The organism is Rhodopseudomonas faecalis, from assembly GCF_003217325.1.
Taxonomy (GTDB): domain Bacteria; phylum Pseudomonadota; class Alphaproteobacteria; order Rhizobiales; family Xanthobacteraceae; genus Rhodopseudomonas; species Rhodopseudomonas faecalis.
In genome coordinates, this window is sequence record NZ_QJTI01000006.1 from 138,732 (window position 1) to 156,811 (window position 18,080).

At 64.9% G+C, this 18,080-nt stretch carries 17 protein-coding genes and 1 tRNA gene; 7 read left to right on the plus strand and 11 right to left on the minus strand.

The annotated features are described in order from the left end of the window. The first annotated feature begins 40 nt into the window (after positions 1 to 40). Together cydD and cydC are read left to right on the plus strand one after the other, a co-directional pair. Positions 41 to 1,789 (plus strand): thiol reductant ABC exporter subunit CydD, encoded by a 1,749-nt coding sequence (cydD, locus tag BJ122_RS07195; RefSeq protein WP_245407645.1) that lies wholly within the window; start codon positions 41 to 43, stop codon positions 1,787 to 1,789. Continuing rightward, complete coding sequence (cydC, locus tag BJ122_RS07200) at positions 1,782 to 3,494, plus strand: thiol reductant ABC exporter subunit CydC (RefSeq protein WP_110780420.1); 1,713 nt, start codon at positions 1,782 to 1,784, stop codon at positions 3,492 to 3,494. The genes cydD and cydC overlap by 8 nt, the downstream gene beginning before the upstream one ends. On the opposite strand, the gene BJ122_RS07205 is transcribed toward cydC, so the two are convergent. Further along, complete coding sequence (locus BJ122_RS07205) at positions 3,429 to 4,418, minus strand: SLAC1 anion channel family protein (RefSeq protein WP_110780421.1); 990 nt, start codon at positions 4,416 to 4,418, stop codon at positions 3,429 to 3,431. The two genes, cydC and BJ122_RS07205, sit on opposite strands and share 66 nt — an antisense overlap. Positions 4,419 to 4,452: 34 nt before the next feature. After that, on the minus strand, positions 4,453 to 4,617 hold the full coding sequence (locus tag BJ122_RS19210) for a hypothetical protein (protein ID WP_181418893.1): 165 nt from the start codon (positions 4,615 to 4,617) through the stop codon (positions 4,453 to 4,455). A gap of 300 nt (positions 4,618 to 4,917) precedes the next feature. Here BJ122_RS19210 and BJ122_RS07210 point away from each other — a divergent pair, with 300 nt between their 5' ends. From BJ122_RS07210 to BJ122_RS07225, 4 genes are all read left to right on the plus strand, one after another. After that, entirely contained in the window at positions 4,918 to 6,087 is a 1,170-nt protein-coding gene (locus BJ122_RS07210) for a YeeE/YedE family protein (protein ID WP_245407646.1), read from the plus strand. 23 nt (positions 6,088 to 6,110) lie between these two features. After that, positions 6,111 to 6,437: a c-type cytochrome gene (locus BJ122_RS07215; protein ID WP_110780423.1), complete on the plus strand. Its 327-nt coding sequence runs from the start codon at positions 6,111 to 6,113 to the stop codon at positions 6,435 to 6,437. A gap of 10 nt (positions 6,438 to 6,447) precedes the next feature. Next, positions 6,448 to 7,740 carry an NAD(P)/FAD-dependent oxidoreductase gene (locus BJ122_RS07220; protein ID WP_110780424.1) on the plus strand — a complete coding sequence of 431 codons (1,293 nt, stop codon included), beginning with the start codon at positions 6,448 to 6,450 and terminating at the stop codon, positions 7,738 to 7,740. Between the two features lie 154 nt (positions 7,741 to 7,894). Then, positions 7,895 to 8,560 (plus strand): DUF1847 domain-containing protein, encoded by a 666-nt coding sequence (locus BJ122_RS07225; protein WP_110780425.1) that lies wholly within the window; start codon positions 7,895 to 7,897, stop codon positions 8,558 to 8,560. A 481-nt stretch (positions 8,561 to 9,041) separates the two neighbouring features. Here BJ122_RS07225 and BJ122_RS07235 read toward each other — a convergent pair. Next, positions 9,042 to 9,135, minus strand: a tRNA-Ser gene (locus BJ122_RS07235). A gap of 244 nt (positions 9,136 to 9,379) precedes the next feature. On the opposite strand from BJ122_RS07235, the gene BJ122_RS07240 reads away from it, so the two are divergent. Continuing rightward, positions 9,380 to 9,604 (plus strand): DUF3222 family protein, encoded by a 225-nt coding sequence (locus BJ122_RS07240; RefSeq protein ID WP_110780427.1) that lies wholly within the window; start codon positions 9,380 to 9,382, stop codon positions 9,602 to 9,604. Between the two features lie 96 nt (positions 9,605 to 9,700). Here BJ122_RS07240 and BJ122_RS07245 read toward each other — a convergent pair whose 3' ends face one another. The 8 genes from BJ122_RS07245 to BJ122_RS19760 form a co-directional block, all read right to left on the minus strand. Beyond that, the gene (locus BJ122_RS07245) at positions 9,701 to 10,039 is read right to left on the minus strand and encodes a VanZ family protein (RefSeq protein ID WP_110780428.1); all 339 of its coding nucleotides are present in this window, start codon (positions 10,037 to 10,039) and stop codon (positions 9,701 to 9,703) included. Between the two features lie 117 nt (positions 10,040 to 10,156). Further along, on the minus strand, positions 10,157 to 10,861 hold the full coding sequence (locus BJ122_RS07250; RefSeq protein WP_110780466.1) for an HAD-IA family hydrolase: 705 nt from the start codon (positions 10,859 to 10,861) through the stop codon (positions 10,157 to 10,159). 186 nt (positions 10,862 to 11,047) lie between these two features. After that, positions 11,048 to 12,430: a ribulose-bisphosphate carboxylase gene (locus BJ122_RS07255; RefSeq protein WP_110780429.1), complete on the minus strand. Its 1,383-nt coding sequence runs from the start codon at positions 12,428 to 12,430 to the stop codon at positions 11,048 to 11,050. A gap of 57 nt (positions 12,431 to 12,487) precedes the next feature. Then, a complete protein-coding gene (fba, locus tag BJ122_RS07260) occupies positions 12,488 to 13,573 on the minus strand; it encodes a class II fructose-bisphosphate aldolase (RefSeq protein WP_110780430.1) in 1,086 nt (361 codons plus the stop codon). A gap of 41 nt (positions 13,574 to 13,614) precedes the next feature. Beyond that, on the minus strand, positions 13,615 to 15,582 hold the full coding sequence (tkt, locus tag BJ122_RS07265; protein ID WP_245407647.1) for a transketolase: 1,968 nt from the start codon (positions 15,580 to 15,582) through the stop codon (positions 13,615 to 13,617). Between the two features lie 175 nt (positions 15,583 to 15,757). Continuing rightward, positions 15,758 to 16,633 carry a phosphoribulokinase gene (locus tag BJ122_RS07270; RefSeq protein WP_027276977.1) on the minus strand — a complete coding sequence of 292 codons (876 nt, stop codon included), beginning with the start codon at positions 16,631 to 16,633 and terminating at the stop codon, positions 15,758 to 15,760. Positions 16,634 to 16,656: 23 nt separating this feature from the next. Then, positions 16,657 to 17,691, minus strand: a complete 1,035-nt coding sequence (locus BJ122_RS07275; protein WP_110780432.1) for a class 1 fructose-bisphosphatase — start codon at positions 17,689 to 17,691, stop codon at positions 16,657 to 16,659. 233 nt (positions 17,692 to 17,924) lie between these two features. After that, positions 17,925 to 18,059 (minus strand): hypothetical protein, encoded by a 135-nt coding sequence (locus tag BJ122_RS19760; protein ID WP_283808431.1) that lies wholly within the window; start codon positions 18,057 to 18,059, stop codon positions 17,925 to 17,927. Positions 18,060 to 18,080: the final 21 nt, after the last annotated feature.

Consider the following 18,080-nt stretch of genomic DNA (forward strand, 5'->3'; position numbering starts at 1 on the left):
GTCCGCTCACCTCCGGCTGAGCGTGGGCTGAGCGTGGGCTGTGCCATTGACGCCTGATCAATCCGAAGCGGCAACGCTGCTGCGCTCGCTGCGCAAGGTGGCGGGCTGGCCCGCGCATCTGGCAACGCTGGCCGCGGCGCTGGGCGGCCTGATCGCTGTCGCCGCCGCGCAGCTGATCGCGACCGCCGTCGATCGCATCGTGTTTGCCGGCGCTTGCTTTGAAGCAACACTGCCCACTTTGATGATCCTGGCGGCGCTGGCGCTGGCGCGCGCCGCCGCGAACTGGACCACCGAACGCGCGGCATTCGAGGCGGCCGCCGCGGTGCGCCTGCATCTTTTCCGGCAGACGCTCGGCCGGCTCGCCGATCGCGGCCCCACCAAACTCGCAGGCCAGCCGGCCGGTGAACTCGCCGTCACCATCACCGAAGCGATCGACGCCGTCGGCCCGCTGTGGCGCAGCTGGAAGCCCGGCGTGGTCCGCGCCGCCGTGGTGCCGCTGGCGGTGCTGATCGTGGTGGCGCCGCTCGATCCGCTGGCGGCGGTCATTCTGGTGGTGGCGCTGCCGCTCCTCGTGTGGTTCTCGATCCTGGCCGGCAAAGGCGCCGAAGAGGCCAGCGGCCGGCAATGGGCAAGCTTGGCGCGGCTTGGCGGCCATCTGCTCGACCAGATCCGCGGCCTTGGCGAATTAAAACTCGCCGGCACCTCGCAGGCCGCGGTGACCTCGGTGGCGCGCGCCGCCAAAGCCTATGGCCGCGAGACCATGGCGGTGCTGCGGCTCGCTTTCTTGTCCGCGCTGGTGGTGGAATTCGTCGCGACCGGCGCGATCGCCGGCGTCGCGGTCGCGGTCGGCTTTCGACTGCTGTGGGGCGAACTCGATTTTGCCACCGGCTTTTTCGTTCTGCTGCTGGCGCCGGAATTTTTCGCGCCGCTGCGCGAGATCGGGCTGCGCCGGCACGCGCGCCTCGAAGCGATGACCGCGCTCGGCACGCTGGCGCCGCTGCTCGCTGAGCCAAAGACCGCAGGCCATCAGCCGATGACCGCGACCACGGCGCCGGCGATCCGCTTCGAGGCGGTGCGCGTCGTTCATGACGACGGCCGGGTCGCGCTCGATGGCTTTGATCTCGACATCGCCGCCGGCGAGCATGTCGCGCTGGTCGGCTCGTCCGGCGCCGGCAAGAGCACGCTGTTCGCCCTGCTCGCCCGCTTCATCGAACCAAGCTCCGGCCGGATTCTGATCAATGGCCAGCCGCTGTCAGACATCGATCCGCAGCACTGGCGGCGCGCGCTGGTGTCGATGCCGCAAGCGCCGCAATTCTTCGACGGCAGCATCGCCGACAACATCGTGATGGGCCGCACAGCGCCCGGCCCGGCCTGTGACGACGCCATGCACGACGCGCTACGCGCCGCCGGCGCCGAGGCGATCATCGCGCGGCTGCCGCAGGGCCTTGCAACGCCGCTCGCCGAGCGCGGCAAAAACCTGTCCGGCGGCGAAGCGCAGCGGCTGGCGCTGGCGCGCGCGTTCTTTGCAGCCGGGCCGCTGGTGCTGTTCGACGAACCGACCTCGCATCTCGACGCCGAGGCGCAGGCTATGGTGCTGCGCGGCCTCGCGACGCTGCGCCAGGGCCGCACCGTGCTGACCATCGCGCACCGCCTGGAAACCGTCGCCAGCGCCGACCGGATCGTGCTGATCGAGGACGGCCGCGTGCTGGCGCAAGGCGCGCCGCAGCCGATGCTGGACCAGCTCAAGGCCCGCGCCGCACCGCCAGCAGCGGAGCGCTCCGATGCGTGACCTGCTGCGCCTGTTGAAGTTGTGGCGGCCGGCCTGGCCCTGGCTGCTCGGCGCGGTGCTGGTGTCGCTGCTGACCACGCTCGCCAATCTCACGCTGATGGCCACCGCCGGCTGGTTCGTCACCGCGATGGCGGTAGCCGGCGCGACCGGCAGCGCCATCAACTATTTTACGCCGTCCTCGATCATCCGCTTCACCGCGATCGTACGCACCGGCGGCCGCTGGCTCGACCGCGTGCTCGGCCATGAAGCAACCTTTCGGCTGCTGTCCGCCACCCGCACCGCTTTGTTCAGCCGCCTGGAGGCGATCGCGCCGGCCGGGCTTGATGATCTGCGCTCCAGCGAAGTCGGCGCGAGGCTCAAGCTCGATGTCGATCGGCTCGAACTGGTGTTTCTGCGGCTGATCGCGCCGCTCGTGGTGGCGCTGATCGTCGGCGTTTTGGTGGTGCTGGTGATCGCCTGGCGCGGCGACGGCACGCTGGCGGCCGCGATCGCGGCGATCATCGTGATCGGCGCGCTGCTGCTGCCATTGCTGCTGGCCCGCACCAGCCGCGCGGCCGCCGAACGCGAGGCGGCGCTGGCGTCCCAGATTCAGAGCCGCACCATCGAACATTTGGATGGCCTCGCCGCGCTGCTGATCACCGGCGATGATCGCCGCCGCAGCGATCAGCTCGCGCAGCTGTTGGCCGAGCGGATGAAGGCCGAGCGTCAGGTGGTGAACCGCAGCGCGCTGGCGCAGGCCATGCTCGGCATCGCATCCGATGCCGCCGTCATGGTGGTGCTCGGCCTTGGCGCGGCCGCGGTCGCGAGCGCCCGGCTCGCCGGCCCCGATCTGACCTTGCTGCTCTTGCTGGTACTGTCGTGCTTTGAGGCTTTTGCGCCCATTCCAGCAGCCGCATTCGGATTTGGCGCGACCGCCTCGGCGCTGCGCCGGCTGTTTGCGCTGTGGGATCGCCAGCCGTTGGTTGAAGACCCCGCCCATCCAGTCGCGCTGCCGCCAGGCCATGATCTGATCGCCGATCATGTCAGCTTCACCTATCCGGGGCGCAGCCAGCCCGCGCTCGCTGACGTTAATCTGGCGCTGCCGGCCGGCAGCGCGCGCCGGCTCGATGGCGCGAGCGGCGCCGGCAAATCCACCTTGATTTCGCTGTTGGTGCGGGCGCGCGATCTTGATCGCGGCGAGATCCGGCTCGGCGGCGTGCCGATCAAGCAGCTTCGCCTCGCTGATCTTCGGTCGCGGATCGCGCTGGTGCCGCAGCGGCCTCATGTATTCGCCGCCACCATTGCCGACAATCTGCGCGCATTCGCGCCGCAGGCCAGCGACGAGCAGCTATGGCAGGCCTTGGCCAAGGCCGGGCTGCAAAACGCGGTCAACAACATGCCCGACCAGCTCGCCACCTATGTCGGCCATGGCGGCGCGCAGCTCTCGGGCGGCGAAGCGCGCCGGCTGGCGATTGCGCGCGGCCTGCTGCGTGACGATGCCAGGATACTGGTGTTGGATGAGCCCACCGAGGGGCTGGATGACGCCAGCGCCGCGGCGATGCTGTCGACCATCGCCAGCAGCAGGGGCGACCGCAGCCTGCTCTTGGTATCGCATCGGGGCGGGTTGTCGCCGGCAAGCGCCGACGACAACCAAAAACCCTTAGTGCTCGGCGACGCAGATCTCGCCGCGCACCATCGCAATCAGCGTGCGGACCAACAGCCCTGAGATCACCAGGGCGAGCAGCGCGTACAGCCCGTAGCCGAGCCAGCGATAGAACTCGATGCCGGATCGATCGGCCATCACGAACTGCGCGATGGTCAGCGCCGCCAGCGGGAACGAATAGGCCCACCACGACAGCGCGAACGGAATCCGCGCAAACTTGCCGAGCTGCGGGATCATCAGCACGAAGAAGAACAGCGCCGCGAAGAACATCACGCGGGCGGCGGGATCAATGGTGCCGACCAGGTTGGTCCAGGCGATGAAGCCGACCGCGGGCGGCGCGATTAGGATGAACAGCGTCGGCATCATCTTGGCCGGCAGCGGATGATGGAAGATCAGCCGGTTGACCACCACGGTCAGCAGCACCACCCAAAATAGAAGGCCGATCGAGACATAGAGCCAGGACACGTCCGCCGGCGCGTGTTGAACGCCGACGATCGGCACCAGCACGTTGCCGACCACCGGAATGAACCAGGCCGGATTGAGGTGCACCACCTCATAGCGCGAATGATTGATCCAGGCGGTGATCACCATCACCGTGTAGACGAAATGCAGCGCGGCGCCGACCGACCACAGCCAGAACGACAGCGTGCGATCGAAATGCAGCGCGGCGATCGACAACAGGATCAGCGCGATCGACATCGCCGGAAAAAACGCGATCCGCACCGGATGCGCCCACTCGGCCGCCACCGCCTTGCTGCGGATCGTGAGCTTGATAAGATAGACCAGCGCGATCGCAACATAGACCGCCGCCGAACCCCAAAACAGATAATCACTGGCAATGGCGCCAAGCCCGGCCGCCGCCTCGAGCTTCTGGGTGGCGATCGTCAGGCCGGCAAGGCCCATCACCATCGAAAAGAACGACACGGGGAAATTCGCCAGCCGGCCGGTCGTGGCCGCGTCTGGGGGTGAAATCGAAATGGCTGTCATCCGACAGAACTCCAAAGAATAGGATGGCCTGGTGTCAAGCCGAATTGGCCCACACGCTGCGCAGCGGCGGGGTTTTCGGCCGATAGCCGGCATATTCCACAATCGCGACCGAACTTTCTGTGACGATGTCACCGGCGCCCGGCCTGCCGATTGGCCGGCGCCACGGTCGCCTTCCGACGGGATCGATGCTGCCCGTCATGCCCCCAAAAATCCGCCGCCGCCATCGCTCGGTTCGCGCCGAGGGCGAGGTTCGACCGCCGAGGGCGATTCCCGCCCCAAAAATGCTGAGAACAAATCGCTCGCTTAGGCCCAGCGCCGCAGAATGTTCGACTTGCGGTTTTGCCGCGGCAGAGGCGTTACTACTTATTTTCTCTTAGTCCCCCGAGCTCGCTTGTTATTCAAGCGATCTCTGTTTCGATGGCCGCATAGTTTCAACCTCAGGCGGCATTGCACAGTGGCTCACACCCTCGTTTCATCGCGCCCTCGCATTCAGTTTGCCGTGGTCGCAGCGGCGATCGTGCTGGCGGCGTTCGGCGGCTCATTCGTTGTCACTAACGGCTGGCGATCGTTGCTGCTGTGGATCATCGGCCTTGCGCTTGGCTATGTGCTGTATCGGGGCACGTTTGGTTTCGCGGCTGGTTTTCGTGCATTGCTGCGCGATGGCCGCACCGCCCATGTGCGCGCGCAACTGCTGATGATCGCAGCCGCGGCGCTCTTGTTTCTGCCGGCGCTCGATATCGGCAGCGTCGGGTCGCAGCCGGTGCGCGGCTTTGTATTTCCGGCCGGTACAGCGGTCGCGCTCGGCGCGTTGCTGTTCGGCATTGGCATGCAGCTTGGCGGCGGCTGCGCGTCCGGCACGCTCTATAGCGCTGGCGGCGGCTCCCCGCGCATGCTGATCACCCTCGCCTTCATGATCGCTGGTGCCACACTCGCGGCCTTTCATGCCGACTGGTGGAGCACGCTGCCGGCGCTGCCGGCACTGTCGCTGCTGAACACACTCGGTCTGGCATCGGTGCTGGCGCTCTATGCGCTGATTGGCGCGGCGCTGTGGCTCCTCGCCATCAAGCTCGAACGCCGCCGCCACGGCGCCGTGCAGCCGATCTGGCGGCGCCAGGACGAAGCGCGTTCCTATGGCGCCTGGCCCTATGCCTGGGCAGCGCTGGCCTTGGCGCTGCTCAATTTCGCGACGCTCGCGATTGCCGGCCGGCCCTGGGGCGTCAGCCAGGCGTTCGCGCTGTGGGGCTCGAAGGCGCTGGAAGCGACCGGACTGTCGGAGCCGGCGTTCTGGGCCTTTTGGGAGCAGCCGACCCGCGCCGCGGCGCTGCATCGCGAGCTATGGGCCGATACCACCTCGATCATGGACATCGCGGTGATGATCGGCGCGCTACTCGCGGCCGGCGTCGCGGCACGGTTCGCGCCGCAATGGCGGATCGCGCCCGCTCATGTGCTGGCCTCGGTGATTGGCGGGCTGCTGCTCGGCATCGGCGCCATCATCGCCACCGGCTGCAATATCAGCGCGATGTTTTCCGGCATCGCCTCCGGCAGCCTGCATGGCTGGCTGTGGCTGGTCAGCGCGCTGCTCGGCAATTGGCTCGGTCTGACACTGCGCCCGCTGTTCCGGCTCGATCAGCCGCCGATCGCGCATCGAACCGTTCTGCAAACAACCTGATCTGTTGACATTCTGGGGGACTGATGAAGCGTACTAACTCGATCCTGATCGTTACCGCCACCCTTACGGTCGGCGCAGCGTCATCCTTTGCCGAACCGTATAAGCAGAAAACGCCGAGCGCGCCGCCGCTGCTCGCGCAATCCTGCTCCGGCTGCCATGGCCAGTTCGGCAAAGGCCAGAACGGCACGCCGGTGCTGGCTGGCTATGAGCGCGAAGCGTTCATCCGGGTGTGGGAGGAATTCCGCAACAATCAGCGGCCGGCGGCGACCATCATGCCGCGGATCGCGCGCGGTTATTCCGAAACGGAAACCGCGCAGCTCGCCGACTACTTCTCCTCGATCCGTCGCTAATGAGAGCGCCATGACCAACATTTCTCGACGTACATTCGGCAAGCTGGCCGCGGCCAGCCTTGCTACGCTGGCCGCGCCGTCGCTGCTGCACGCCAAGGGCAGCGCCCGGCTGGTGATCATCGGTGGCGGTTTTGGCGGCGCCTCCTCGGCGCGGTTTGCGCGCATCGCCTTCCCGCATATCGACGTCACGGTGATCGAGCCGCAGCGCTCGTTCGTGACCTGCCCCTATGGCAATCTGCTGCTAGCCGGCTCCAAGACGCTGTCCGACATCACCCACGACTATGGCGCACTGAAGCGTCGCGGCGTCAATTTCATCCATGATTGGGCCGAGGCGATCGAGCCCGATAAGAAGCAGGTCCGGCTGCGCAGCGGCAAGACCGTGAGCTATGACAAGCTGATCGTGTCGCCGGGCATTGGCATCAAATGGGGCGCGCTGCCGGGCTATGACCAGGATGCGGCCAAAATCCTGCCGCACGCCTGGGTGCCCGAGCGCGGCGAACAGGTACTGCTGCTGCGCAGGCAGCTGGAAGCTCTGCCCGATGGCGGCGTGGTCGGTTTTGCGATTCCGTCCAACCCGTTCCGCTGCCCGCCCGGGCCCTATGAGCGCATCAGCCTGGTCGCCAGCTATCTGAAGAAACACAAGCCGCGAGCGAAGATTCTCGCGCTCGACGCCAAGGATGCGTTCTCTAAACAGGGCCTGTTCCAGGATGCCTGGAACGAACTCTATCCCGGACTGATCGAATGGGTACCCGGCAGCAAGGACGGCAAGGTGGTCGCGGTCGATGCCAAGAACAAGATCTTGCAGACCGAGTTCGGCATCCGGCACAAGATCGATGTCGGCAATGTCATTCCCCCGCAATCGGCGGCTAAAATCGCGGTCGATGCCGGGCTCACCAACGAGACTGGGTTCGTGCCGGTCAATCCCTACACATTCGAAACGATCAAGGCCAAGGACATCCATGTGATCGGCGATGCCAACATCGCCGGGCCGATGCCGAAATCCGGCTTCATCGCCAACTCCACCTCCAAGCAGGCGGTGGCTTCGGCGATCGCGCTGCTGGAAGGCCGCGAGCCGCCCAAAGACCCGGTGTACTTCAACACCTGCTACAGCCATATCGGCGATGACTACGGCATCTCAGTGGTGGGCGTATTCCGGCCGAGCGACAAGGGCTTTGTCGAAACGCCGAATTCGGGCGGCGTGTCACCGCGCGGACCTTTGGCCGACACCAAATCGCAGCGCCGGCTGGAAGCGCGCTACGCCGACTCCTGGTACGCCAGCATCACCAAGGATGCGTTCGGTTGAGCGCACTCTGATGGACAACGCGACCGGCGCGCTACGGCGCGCCGGTTTCACATCTGACGTCTTGATAACGACGCCCACGACCAGCGGCTGATTGCACGGCAGGCGATGGTCGGCTACCCGTCGATCAGATCCAGCCTTCCAGGAATTCCGTGCCATGGCCAAGCCCAAACCCGACGTCGTGACCTGCTCCGAATGCGGGCAACTCAACTGCTATCGTGAGGACGCCCGCTATCCCGGGATCTGCGCCACCGAGGATCTCACGCCAGAGCAGCGCGCCGAACTGGTGCAGCTCTATGGCGGTGATGGCCTCGATGCTAAGCTGGCGCGCGCGGCCGCCGAAGTGGAAGGCCTGTATTACTGTCAGCTCAACCGGATCGAGGAGACCGTGGCGTTCGCGCGCCGGATCGGTGCCAAGCGGCTCGGCATTGCCACCTGCGTCGGGCTGATCGACGACACCAAAATTCTGGTCGATATCCTGCGCCTCGCCGGCTTCGAGACCCGCACCGCGTTGTGCAAGGTCGGCTCGATCGACAAGACCGAGATCGGCGTTGCCGAGGAACTGAAGATCAAGCCCGGCCACGAAGCCTGCTGCAATCCGGTGCTGCAAGCCCGGCTGCTCAACGATCATCAAACCGACCTCAACATCCTAATGGGATTGTGCGTCGGCCATGACTCGCTGTTCATTCGCCACTCGCAAGCGCCGGTGACCACGCTGGTGGTGAAAGACCGGGTGCTGAGCCACAACACCGCCGCCGCCTTCCACACCATCAAGACCTACACCAAGCGCATGCTCGACAAGAAGCGGCTGCAGGAGCTGTGACGCGGTCGAATAGCGCTATAAACCGTCACAATTTTGCACGGCTTGGCATGGACAGGCACGGCTCGTGGTAACGCGCCCATGATGGAGCTGGGCCAGCGCTCTAAAACGCTGGCCCAAATGGTGTGCACCGATCAGCGCGCAATGCGTCCTGCACACGCTCCGAATTGACGCCCCGCAGATTCGACCCTCAGTGGGAGTTGACCGCGGGCGAGGTCCATCAGCGCTTCGGCATCACCACGCAAAGCTGGAGCCCGCCGAGACATGGTGCAATCTTGTCGACCCCGACGATTATGGCGGTCGCGGCGAGGATTGGCCCCGAGCCGGACCGCTTTGGCGCCATGCGGCGATTGCACCGGCTACGGCGCTTCGCCGGCTGGGGCGCCGTGCCTGCGCCAAAGCCCAAACAGCCGATCGGAAGCCCGCCGATCGACTGAGGCGATCGACCAAACAGGCTTCAATCTCAATGCTTTAAAGGGGGGTCTGGCGGAGACGGAGGGATTCGAACCCTCGATAGGGCTTTACAACCCTATAACGGTTTAGCAAACCGCCGCCTTCAGCCACTCGGCCACGTCTCCGGCAGGGGTGGATATGCCTGACGCGCTGCCGTATCGCAAGCGCCAGAATGCATTTTTTCCATTCCTTTGAGCATGATCAGCCCGCGCGCCAACCCGGCCGCGGCGAATCCGGCGCTGCCTGCGGTTTCCAGCCCGCAATCAGGACAAAGGTCGCGGCTCCGGGGTAGCGGTGTTCCATTGCAACCCCACGCGAAGCACGCCAATATCGATCAAGGCCCCCGGCCCTGACAGTTTGGATACCATAATGACCGATTTCGCCCCCGAAGACATCCGCCGAATCGCTGCAGCCCTGGTCAAGACGGCCATCGAGACCGTCTCGGAAGAGGACGGCGGCGCGCGCAACCAGTGCAAGGTATGCGGCGCCTCGGTGCCCTGGGTGCAAACCGCCGACGAGATCGTCCACACGGACGACTGCGCGGTGGCGATTGCCAAGCGCGTTCTGGCGCGCTCGCATCTGCACAGCGTGTAACCGTTGCCGCTCGCCCGGCCCTCGGCACGGCCTGCGCCGTGCTGCTTGGCGAGCGAATTTCTTTTTGATTGAAATGCTCGCGATACACCGGCGCGCTTAGAACTGACGCGACATCCGCGCCCGCCACAGCCGCACCAGCAACACACCGATGCAGATCGCCGCGGTATCGACCACGATATCGGACAGGCGCGCATGCCGGCTCGGCAGCGGAATCTGCACGCATTCCAGCCCGACCGTAAAGCAGGACGCCGCCACCAGCATGGTGAAGGTCTCCATGGCGAACGCCATCCCGATCAGCGCTCCGGTGATGCCGAACGCCAAAAAGTGCTCGAGAAGATGAGGCAGCATCGTCACCGGCCGCTCGCTGGCGGGAACGATCGAAAACACCGTCAACAGCGCCAGCGCAGCCATCGCCAGCACACGCAGAAAGATCATGGCGTGGTCCCCCCTCGCGACGCCGATGGCGACATCATGCCAGGATTTCCTTCACGCTTGCTGTTCCGATGTCAAACGACATCTCTTCAGAACCGTTCTAGCTTACGGCGCGCAGCGCTACGAGTGTGCTGAACTGCAAAGCCGCGCCAGCGTATCGAGCGTCAGCTCGGTCGGCGACGCCAGCACCTGCGTCGCGCCGCTGACATCGTCCTCGCTGCCATAGAGGCTGCGCACCACGATGACGCGCAAGCCCGCGCCGGTCGCGGACAGCACGCCGTTGCGCGAATCCTCGATCGCAACGCACTGCTCCGGCGGCAAGCCGAGCTGCTGCAGCGCCAGCTGGTAGATATCGGGCGCGGGCTTCTTGCGCGGCACCATGTCGCCCGCCGCGATCACTGGAAACAGCGCCGGCCAGCGCGCGCCGAACGCACTGGTCAATAGCGAGATGACGTTGGGCATGCTGGTGGTGGTGGCGATCGCAAGCCGCAGGCCGGCGCGGTCCGCGGCTTCGATGAAGTCGGCGATGCCCGGGCGCAGCGGAATCGCGCCGTCATCGACATAGCCAGTATAGATCGCGGTCTTGGTGGCGTGCAGCTGCGGCGCCAACCGTTCGGCATCCGCGCGCGGCAGATCGGTATGGGTTGCGGCAAAATGCAGGATGCGTTCCTTGCCGCCCGTCACTTGTAGCAGCTGGCGATACAGCGCCTCGTCCCAGCGCCAATCGAGCCCGGCTTGTTCAAAAGCCAAATTGAAGGCCTGCCGATGCACTTCCTCGGTTTCTGCGAGCGTGCCATCGACATCGAAAATGATCGCAGAAATCACGGGCGCCACTCACATAGCGTTTAGCAGACAGGGACAATCTCGGCGTCATTGAACACAGCGTCCGGCGCGGTGCGCCGCGGTGGTCCGGACACGTGTTGCGGCGCGCGGCCAAGCCAACCGAGCTTGATCGCCTCGCCTGCCATTGACGCAAAAAAGGCCGCGCTTGCAGCGCGGCCTTTTGCTGGATCAGGCCGCCAGGCCGAGCTGATTGCGCCAGCCGGGATACAGCTTGTCGGCGTCATGCGGGAAGCTCTCGAACGCGCGCGCGAATTCGCGGTGCTCCTTCGCGAATTGGACCGGGTCGGCCCCTTCCTTCCAGCACTGTTCGGCCTGACGCAGCGACTTGGCGCCCGCGGCACCGCCGTCGAGATGGCCGAACGCGCCGCCGCCGGCGGTCATGATCAGGTTGGAGTGGCCGAGATTGTTGAAGAAGCCCGGCATACGCAGCGCGTTCATGCCACCCGAGATGATCGGCGTGGTCGGGTTCATGCCGAGCCACTCCTGATGGAAGTACGGCCCTTCCGCCGAGTCCTGGGTGATCATGAAGGCCGAGGCGCGATCGGAGGCTTCGCCTTCCATCTTGCCAAAGCCCATGGTGCCGACATGGATGCCGGAAGCACCCTGCAAGCGCGCCATCTTCGACAGCACGAACGCGGTGTAGCCGCGCTTGGACTGCGGCGAGGTCACCGCACCGTGGCCGGCGCGATGATAGTGCAGGTACTGCTTCGGGAACGCACGGCGCGCGGTGGTGACCGCAGCCGGGCCGGCGACGTAGCCGTCCACCAGGAACGCGACGTGATCGGCGTTCTCGCCAAACGTTTCCAGGATGAACTCACCGCGTGCCAGCATCTCGTAGTGATCGTCGGCGGTGATGTTAAACGAGAACAGCTTGGCCTGACCGGTCTTGTCCTGGGCACGGCGCATGGCGTCGTTGACGGCACGCACGGTGTCCTTGAACGGCGCGAACACCTGGTTGCCCTGCGGTTCGTCGTTCTTGATGAAGTCGCCGCCGAGCCAGAAATCGTAGCAGGCATTGGCGAACGGCTGCGGACGCAGGCCGAGCTTCGGCTTGATGATGGTGCCGACGATGAAGCCGCCATCGACCACCGGACGGCCGAGCACGCGCCACAGATCCTTGATGGTGGTGGACGGACCATCGAACAGCCGCAGATAGGCCGGCGGCACGTAGAAGTCATACATCTTGGCGTATTCGACGTCGCCCATGCCCTGATTGTTACCGATGGTCAGGGTCAGGAACGAGGCGATCATGGCACGGCCATCGATCACGTTACGGTCAAACAGCTCGATCGGATAAGCGATCTTCATGAGCTCCTTGGCTTCGTCGATCTCATAGACGATCGCATCGACGCCGCGGGTGAAGTCGTCGGTGGTCGACACTTCAACGTTGGTGCCGGTGGAGGATTCGGCGGCGAAATGCGCCGCCGTCTCAATGTAGCTGCCGAAGCCCTGCTTCGGCTTCATGATGTAGGCGCACAGCACATGCCGGCCGCCCGCGATCAGGTCTTTTTCCTTAAGGTTCAAATTTGCGTAGCGGCTCGACTGGTCCATTATCGTCTCCCTGCCTGTCACGTAGCCGGCATTTGCCGGAGTCTGGGTCGCTGGTAATTATTCCGCGGCGCGCGCGGCGGTGCCGATCTGCGGATCGAGGGCGCCGGACTTGTAACGCTTGGCCATTTCCGACATCGGAATCACCTTGATCTTCGAGGCGTTGCCGGCGGTGCCGAACTGTTCGAAGCGCTGGCGGCAAACCTCACGCATCGCGTCCATCGCCGGCTTCAGGAACTTGCGCGGATCGAACTCGGCCTTGTGCTGAGTGGCGATCTTGCGGAACACGCCGGTCATCGCCAGACGGCAGTCGGTGTCGATGTTGACCTTGCGCACGCCATGCTTGATGCCGCGCACGATCTCTTCCACCGGCACGCCGAAGGTCTGCGGCATGGCGCCGCCGAACTCGTTGAAGATGTCCTGCAGTTCCTGCGGCACCGACGACGAGCCGTGCATCACCAGGTGAGTGTTGGGCAGACGGCGGTGAATCTCTTCGACCACCTTCATCGCCAGCACGTCGCCGTCCGGCTTGCGGGTGAACTTGTAGGCGCCGTGCGAGGTGCCCATCGCGATCGCGAGCGCGTCGACCTTGGTGGCGCGCACGAAATCGACCGCCTGATCGGGATCGGTCAGAAGCTGCTCGCGGCTGACCTTGCCTTCCAGGCCGTGGCCGTCTTCCTGCTCACCGCCGCCATGCTCGAGCGAACCGAGAACGCCGAGTTCGCCTTCCACCGAGGCGCCGACCCAGTGGGCCATATCGACGACGCGGCGGGTGATGTCGACGTTGTACTCATAGTCGGCGGCGGTCTTGCCGTCGGCCTTGAGCGAGCCGTCCATCATCACCGAGGTGAAGCCATACTTGATGGCGGTGGCGCAGGTGGCTTCGTCGTTGCCATGGTCCTGATGCATACAGAGCGGAATGTCCGGATACATTTCCGACAGCGCGTCGATCATCTTCGCCAGCATGATGTCGTTGGCGTAGGAGCGCGCGCCGCGCGAAGCCTGGATGATCACCGGCGCGTCGACCGCCGCGGCGGCCTCCATGATCGCCAGCCCCTGCTCCATATTGTTGATGTTGAATGCCGGAACGCCGTAGCCGTGCTCGGCGGCGTGATCCAACAACTGCCTCATAGTAATGCGGGCCATGATGCCTCCTCGATGCTGTTCTGGTGTCGCTGTGTGTTGGCTCAGCCGCGAGCGCGCGCGATGGCGCGCTCGGCCGCCTTGGCCACCGCCTCCGCGGTGATGCCGAATTCACGGTATAGCACGCCCGCCGGAGCCGAAGCGCCGAAGCCGGTCATGCCGATGAACTCACCCTTGTCGCCGATCCAGCGGTACCAATCCGCGGCGATCGCCGCTTCGACACCGACGCGCGGCGCCTGGCCGAGCACGCTGTCGCGATAAGCCTGGTCCTGCTCGGCAAACAGCTCAAAGCACGGCGCCGAAACCACCGCGGCCTTGATGCCGGCCTCGCCGAGCTTTTTGGCGGCGTCGAGCGCGATCGCCACTTCCGAGCCGGTGGCGATCAGCGTGACGTCGCGCTGGCCGGGATCAACGACCAGATAGGCGCCGCGCGCCACCTGATTGTCAGTCGGCACGCCCTCGCGCGGCAGCGCCGGCAGACCCTGGCGCGACAGCGCCAGCGCCGACGGCCGTCCGCTCTGCTGCAGGGCGCAATCCCAGGCCTGCGCCGTTTCGATGGCGTCGGCCGGACGGAACACCAGCAGGTTCGGGATGGCGCGCAGCGAGGCGACATGCTCGACCGGCTGATGGGTCGGGCCGTCTTCGCCAAGGCCGATCGAGTCGTGGGTCAGCACGTGGATGACGCGCACGCCCATCAACGCGGCCAGACGGATCGCCGGACGGTTGTAGTCGCAGAACACCAGGAAGGTGCCGCCATAGGGGATGAAGCCGCCATGGAGCGCGATACCGTTCATGGCCGCGGCCATGCCGAATTCGCGGATGCCATAGTGGATGTAGCTGCCGCCAAAACCGTTCGGCTTCACCGAGGTGGTGCCCTTGGCGTGGGTCAGGTTGGAATGCGTCAGGTCGGCCGAGCCGCCGAGCAGGTTCGGCGAAGCCGGCACCAGCGCGTCGATGGTGAGCTGCGAGGCCTGACGGGTGGCGATGTTCGGCTTGTCGGCCGAAAACTTCTCGATCAGGCCCTTGAGCGCGGCGCCATAGCCGGCGGCGAGCTTGCCAGCGAGCGCATCCTCGAACGACGCGCGCTTGCCGGCGTCGAGCGCCGCGAGCCGCTTGTTCCAGGCTTCGCGCGCCGCCTTGCCGCGGCTGCCCGCCGCGCGCCACTGGTCGAGAATGGCCTGCGGGATTTCGAACGGCGCATAGGGCCAGTTCAGCGCGGCGCGGGTCTTTTCGATTTCCTCGGCGCCGAGCGGCGCGCCATGGACCTTTTCCGAGCCGGCGCGGTTCGGCGAACCAAAGCCAATGGTGGTGCGGCACGCGATCAGCGACGGCCGGTCGCTGGTCTGGGCCTGCTCGATTGCAGCCGCGACCGCCTCGGGATCATGGCCGTCGACGCGGCAGGTGGCCCAGCCGGACGCCGCAAAGCGCGACAGCTGGTCGTCCGAGCACGACAGCGAGGTGTCGCCGTCGATCGAGATGTGGTTGTCGTCCCACAGCACAATCAGCCGGTTGAGCTTGAGATGGCCGGCCAGCGAGATCGCCTCGTGGCTGACGCCTTCCATCAAGCAGCCGTCGCCGGCGATCACATAGGTCTTGTGATCGACGATGTCGTTGCCGAACCGCTCGTTCATCAGCCGTTCGGCGAGCGCCATGCCGACCGCAGTGGCAAGCCCCTGCCCGAGCGGCCCGGTGGTGGTTTCGACGCCCATGGTGTGGCCGTATTCCGGATGGCCCGGGGTCTTCGATCCCCACTGCCGGAACGACTTGATCTCGTCGATCGTGACGTCGTCGTTGCCGGTCAGATAAAGCAGCGCGTACAGCAGCATCGAGCCGTGGCCGGCCGACAGCACAAAACGGTCGCGGTCCGGCCAAGCCGGATCGGCGGCATCGAATTTCAGGAAGCGCGAGAACAGCACGGTGGCCACGTCCGCCATTCCCATCGGCATGCCGGGATGCCCGGACTTGGCCTTTTCGACGGCGTCGATCGCCAGAAAGCGGATTGCATTCGCCATCTCGCGGTGAGGAACGGCTTGGTTGGCCTGCGTGGGCTGCGTCGCGATGTTCAAGAATGCCTCCCGGGGAAATTAGGCAATGACAGAGCGGCCGACCAACGGTCGGCACGAGGCGAATTGGAAACGGCGGATCACACGATCCTCACTTAACGCTCACTTCATGATCACTTGATGATCATTTGGCGCCGCGCTTGCGTTCGATCAGCTGCATGATCAGCGGCGTCAGGATCAGCTGCATCGCAAGGTCCATCTTGGCGCCGTGGATCACGATCGAATTGGCGCGGGACATGAAGCTGCCCTGGATCATCGACAAAAGATAGGCGAAGTCGATGCCGCGCGGATTCTTGAACCGGATCACCACCATCGATTCATCGGGCGTCGGAATCCAGCGCGCGATGAAGGGATTTGAGGTGTCGACGGTCGGCACGCGCTGGAAGTTAATGTCGGTCTCGCCGAACTGCGGCACGATGTAGTGCACATAGTCGGGCATCCGGCGCAAAATGGTGTCGGTCACCGCTTCGGTGGAATAGCCGCGGTCGGCGCGATCGCGATGCAGCTTCTGGATCCACTCCAGGTTGATCACCGGAACAACGCCGATCTTGAGGTCGGCGTGCTGCGCGACGTTGACCTTGTCGGTGATCACCGCGCCATGCAGACCTTCATAGAACAACAGGTCGGAATCCGGCGGCAGCGACTGCCATTCGGTGAAGTGGCCGGGCGGCACGCCGTGGATCGCCGACTCCTTGTCGTCATGAACGTAGTAACGGGTCTTGCCGGTGCCGGTCGCGCCATAGTCACGGAACGTGTTTTCCAGCTCCTCGAACAGATTGGTCTCGGGGCTGAAATGGCTGAAGTGCTTGTTACCGCGCTCAGCCTCCTCGGCCATCTTGGTGCGCATATCGAAGCGATTGTAGCGATGGAACGCATCGCCTTCGATGTAAGCCGCGTTGACGTTCTCGCGCCGGAAAATCTGCTCGAAGGTACGCTTGACGGAGGTGGTGCCGGCACCGGAGGAGCCGGTGATCGAAATGATCGGATGCTTGCGGGACATAGGCTACTCTCGGAAAAGGGTCGTTAGACCCGGAACAGGCCGCGGCGGGCAAACAGCGGAGCGGTGCGTGAGGCGGCGTCCGGATCGTTGTGCAGCAGCTCGATGCGATCGACCTTGTCGGTCGAACCCATGATCAGCGGCGCGCGCTGATGAATGTTCTTCGCAGACAGTTCGAGCACGCGCTCACGGCCCGTCGAAGCGCCGCCGCCAGCCTGTTCGATGATGAAGGCCATCGGGTGAACTTCATAGAGCAGCCGCAGCCGGCCATCGGCATAGCCCGGACGGGAGTCGCCCGGATACAGGAACACGCCGCCGCGGGTCAGAATGCGATAGGCCTCGGCGACCAGCGAGCCGATCCAGCGCATGTTGAAGTCCTTGCTGCGCGGACCATCGGCACCGGCGATGCACTCCTCAACGAAATCGCGCACCGGCTGTTCCCAGTGACGATGGTTCGAGGCGTTGATCGCGAATTCCGGGGTGTCCTTCGGAATCTGAACCTTGTGGCGGATGCAGCGATAGACGCGCGCCTCACGGTCCAGCGTAAAGATGTCGACGCCGTCGCCGACCGTGACCACCAGCGAGGTCTGCGGACCATAGACCACGAAGCCAGCGGCGAGCTGCACGGTGCCCGGCGCGGTGAACGGCGCCACGCCCGGCTGGTTCGGGATGATCGAGAAGATGGTGCCGACCGTCATGTTGGTGTCGATGTTCGACGAACCATCGAGCGGATCGAACGCCACCGAGATCGGCGCATTGGGATCGCCCAGCACCAAGGTCTCCGACTCCTCGGAGGCCAATGCGGCGAACGGCAGCTTCTGCAGCGCGGCGGTGACGATCTCGTCGCAGCGGACGTCCAGGTCCTTCTGCACGTCGCCATCGGCGTTATTGGATCCCTGGGCCTGACCGGTGATGCCTGCCAGCGCGCCGTGACCAATCAAATCAGACAGTTCGACGGAAGCCTCGGCGATCGCGTCGATCGCAGCAGCGACGGCCTGTCGCTGCGGATCAGTCCCCGCGTACTCGCTTGTGTACTGCGCCAGCGTCAGACCCTGTTCCATCCTGTTATCCCCGGAGTATGCGTTGCACCGTCTGACCGCTTCGATCACCGTTGCCGTCGACGGTATGGACCCGTTCTCTCGAATTCGAGAATTTGAATATCTTCGATACCACCAAAGTTTTTCTTATACTGTCCCGGCGGCAGTGCGTCCCTTCCCTTCGCAGCGTTGAGCGGACAAAAAAGCCGTCATCACCTGCTTCTAGCTTGCATCTGCGGACTCTGCATAGAGCATTGTCACGCTCCCTTGATCCAGCGCAAAGCGCACCAGATCGGCCCCTTTTGGCTGATCGCGGCATCGAGGGGAAGACATTCCTCAGCGCGCACGCCGTCCGCCGCGCCGTCGTCCACAGAAGCCGGTGCAATGGCCATGGCGAGCGCATGGGGGGCCTC